We start from the raw sequence: 3,998 nt of genomic DNA, 5'->3' as shown, positions 1-3,998 counted from the left end.
CGTAATTCACCATGGCTTTAGCAATCTTGTTAAAGCCTGCTAGATTGGCGCCTTTTTTATAATCAATGCTCCCATCCGCTTGTTTACCATGGTTAAAACAATCGTCATGGATATTTGTCATGATGGTTTTTAATTGCTCATCAAGCACCGCAAAGGTTGCGTATTGACGTACCGAGTTTTGTGACATCTCAAGACCGGATACCGCAACGCCACCGGCATTCGAGGCTTTTCCCGGCGCATAGATGACGCCATTACTTTGGAAGATGGCGATGGCATCGGCATCACTGGGCATGTTGGCACCTTCTGCCACATATTTAACGCCATGATTGACCAGATTTTGCGCATCTTGCCCATTGATTTCGTTTTGGGTGGCGCAAGGTAAGGCAATATCGGCTTTGATATGCCATGGGCGGCTACCGTCGATCCATTCTGCGTCATCACTGGTGCCGACGAAGTCTTTTAAACGTTTGTCTTGCGCTTTATAAGTTTTGAGCGCTTCAATTTGCTCTAAGCTAAAGCCATGCTTGAGATGTAAGGTGCCTTTTGAGTCTGATAATGTCAGTACCTGCGCGCCAAGCTCAATACATTTTTGTGCCGCATGTAGCGATACATTGCCCGCACCTGAGACTAGGACAGTCTTAGCCATCAAATCGTCATGATGGGCTTCTAGCATGTTTTGTAAAAAATACACAAGACCAAACCCCGTTGCCTCGGTACGAATCAAGCTACCACCTTGTCCCACCGTCTTACCGGTTAATACCCCGGTAAACTCACGATTAAGCGTCTTATACATGGCGAACATATAATTAATTTCGCGGCCGCCGACACCGATATCACCCGCAGGTACGTCTATATCTGCACCAATATAAGGCGCTAATTCGCGCATAAAGGCATAGCAAAATCGACGGATTTCGGCGTCTGATTTACCTTTTGGGTCAAAGTCTGAACCGCCTTTACCCCCACCCATAGGCAAACCGGTCAATGCGTTTTTAAAGATTTGTTCAAACCCTAAAAATTTTAGTACCGAAAGATTCACACTGGGATGAAAACGGATACCGCCTTTGTAAGGGCCTAATGCATTGTTAAATTGCACACGCCAACCGCGGTTGACTTGAACATTGCCTTGGTCATCTTCCCAGTTGATACGAAATTGAATAACACGGTCAGGGTTGGTTAAGCGGTCAAATAGATTAAGGTGTTGATAAACAGTGGATTGGTCATAAACCGCTGCGATATCTTCCCAGAATTCTTCGACCGCTTGGATAAACTCTGGCTCATTGCTATGACACTGCTTTAAAGTGCTTAATAACTCACTGCTTTTCATACCACTCCTCAATGCTTTAACTTCATAAAAATAGTGCAAAAACACTATTTTGGTGAATTTATAGTAACTTAGCACTGTCATAGTAATTTGTAAAACTATTTTTCTGTACCCCTTTGGCACGGTTTTGGCACGGTGGGTTGCCAAAAACTAGAGATGGGTGTTTGTGAGCAAGTTAACCTGCAACAGGATTTAATAGCTGACAAAGCCTGATTTGTCCTTTAAAATTATTAATTTTTAGCAAGGTTTAGCGGCTTTGGTTAGCCGCTAATGCGTATTTGACCTAAGGCAAACTTATGCACATTCATATTCTTGGTATTTGTGGTACCTTCATGGGTTCGTTGGCGCTGCTTGCGCGTGACCTTGGACATACCGTGACAGGCTCGGACGCTAATGTCTATCCACCAATGTCCACCCAGCTTGAAAATGCGGGTGTTGAGATTATGCAAGGGTACGCCGCCAGTCATTTACAACCTGCACCTGATTTGGTGATTGTCGGCAATGCCATGAAGCGCGGCATAGAGGCGGTTGAATATATGCTCAATGAGCGTATTGCTTATACCTCAGGTCCGCAGTTTTTGGCAGAGCAAGTATTGCAATACCGTCATGTATTAGCCGTCGCAGGCACGCATGGCAAAACTACCACTACCACGATGCTGGCGTGGATTTTACACTATGCAGGCATTGATGCCGGCTTTTTGATTGGTGGCGTGCCACTTGTTGATACCCAAGATGAACGCCTACAACAAGCGTTTGCCCACAGTAGTTATTTGGGTAGTGATACAACTGCGGATCATGAAGGTTACTTTGTCATCGAAGCGGATGAATATGACAGTGCTTTTTTTGATAAACGCTCTAAGTTTGTTCACTATCGCCCAACCACCGCAATTTTAAACAACCTTGAATACGACCACGCCGATATCTTCCCAAACCTTGCCGCCATCCAAACCCAGTTCCATCACATGGTACGCGTGATACCGTCAAATGGCAAAATCGTCATGCCAGCAGATACCGAAAGCTTGGAAGAAACCCTGAAAAAAGGCTGTTGGACACCGATTTGGCGGACAGCGCTTTCTGCCACTAATCCTCAAGCGGATTGGCAAGCCAAGCTAGTGAAACAAGACGGAAGCCAATACGAAGTCATGTTTGATGGTAACACGGGACAAGTCAATTGGCAGATGAGCGGGCTACATAGCGTCAATAATGGTTTAGTGGCAATTGCGGCAGCCTACAATGTTGGCGTATCGGTTGCACAAGCCTGTGAAGCCTTATCCAATTTTGCGGGCATCAAACGCCGTATGGAACTGGTCGGCATAATCGATAACAACGGCAAACAGATAGAAGTTTACGACGACTTTGCCCACCACCCAACCGCCATTGAAACCACGCTCGATGGTGCCAAAAAACGTTTTGCGGATAACCCAAACCGTAAAATCTGGGCAGTGATTGAACCGCGTTCAAACACCATGAAACTCGGTACCCACCAAGGTTTGCTTGCGCCGTCAGCGAGTATCGCCGACCAAGTCATTTGGTATCAACCTGCCAATCTAGATTGGTCAGTTGCCGATGCGATTGGCAATGCTGCCAACCAACAAGTGATGACATCGACCGATGCGATTATTGAGCATATTGCAGCGCACATTGGCGATGACGATGCGGTGATTGTGATGTCAAATGGCGGCTTTGAAGGCATTCATGGTCGACTGGTGAAGGCACTGCAGCAAGGCTAACTGTTTTAACCTTGTAATTTTGCTAGCAAAAATCGTGATTTTTTAGCATACTCATGATTACTTGTAAAAATATTAGGTTACACAATGCTTACCCGAGTCATTTTTAATCAAAAAGGCGGTGTTGGTAAATCCAGCATTGCTGTCAATCTTGCCGCGATAAGTGCCCATCAAGGTTTGCGTACCTTACTCATCGACCTTGATCCACAGTGCAACGCTACCCAATATATCATCGGCGATGCGGCCACAGACATTCATCCCGCTCATATCACAGAGCCCAATATTGAAAATTTCTTTTCGCAAACCCTGCAAGCGACGTCTAGCCCTATGCCGATGATGTTTGCATTTCCGTTTGGCGGTATGACGGGTAGTCGCAATCAAGGGTTGGATCACTGTATTCACACAACCCGATTTGATAATTTATCACTGATTCCAGCCAGTCCCATACTTGCCGATATTTTGCAGCCCCTTGAAAGCAAACATAAAATTTATAAATTAAAAGACGGCTTAAGCCTTTTAACGCAGCAGTTTGATCGGGTGTACATTGATACACCACCGGCGTTTAACTTTTTTACTTTGTCGGCATTGATCGCAGCTGATCGTGTCATCGTCCCGTTTGATTGTGATATTTTCTCCAAACGCGCGCTGCAAACCTTGGTGCAAAACATCTTAGAGACGCGCCAAGACCATAATAGTGACTTGTTAATTGAAGGTATCATCGTCAATCAGTTTGACCCACGCGCCAATTTACCCAAAGAAGTGGTACAAACATTGGTCAATGAAGGCTATCCTGTGTATGAGACCAAACTTAGCCCTTCGATTATCATGAAACAATCCCATCATCAAAGTTTACCGCTGATTTATTTGGACGCTAAACATAAACTCACCCAGCAATACGCTGCGCTTTATCAAGAAATTGAATCTAGATAACGGAACTTACATTTAATCGT

The 3,998-nt window shown here is 45.1% G+C and carries 3 protein-coding genes; 2 read left to right on the top strand and 1 reads right to left on the bottom strand.

Annotation, left to right across the window (positions count from 1 at the left end):
• Positions 1-1,324 (bottom strand): NADP-specific glutamate dehydrogenase (gene gdhA / locus RTR63_RS11575; RefSeq protein WP_312524403.1); only part of this gene is annotated, 1,324 nt, incomplete at its 3' end.
• A gap of 293 nt (positions 1,325-1,617) precedes the next feature.
• On the opposite strand from gdhA, the gene mpl reads away from it, so the two are divergent.
• Positions 1,618-3,051, top strand: coding sequence for a UDP-N-acetylmuramate:L-alanyl-gamma-D-glutamyl-meso-diaminopimelate ligase (gene mpl, locus RTR63_RS11570; RefSeq protein WP_312524401.1), 1,434 nt, complete (start codon positions 1,618-1,620; stop codon positions 3,049-3,051).
• 84 nt (positions 3,052-3,135) lie between these two features.
• On the top strand, positions 3,136-3,978 hold the full coding sequence (locus tag RTR63_RS11565; protein ID WP_312524399.1) for a ParA family protein: 843 nt from the start codon (positions 3,136-3,138) through the stop codon (positions 3,976-3,978).
• Positions 3,979-3,998 lie beyond the last annotated feature (20 nt).

It is taken from the genome of Moraxella sp. CTOTU47724 (assembly GCF_032014955.1).
In the GTDB taxonomy this organism is placed as follows: Bacteria; Pseudomonadota; Gammaproteobacteria; order Pseudomonadales; family Moraxellaceae; genus Faucicola; species Faucicola tetraodonis.
The sequence above is the reverse complement of the archived record's forward strand: the minus strand, read 5'-3'. Positions and strand labels throughout refer to the sequence as shown.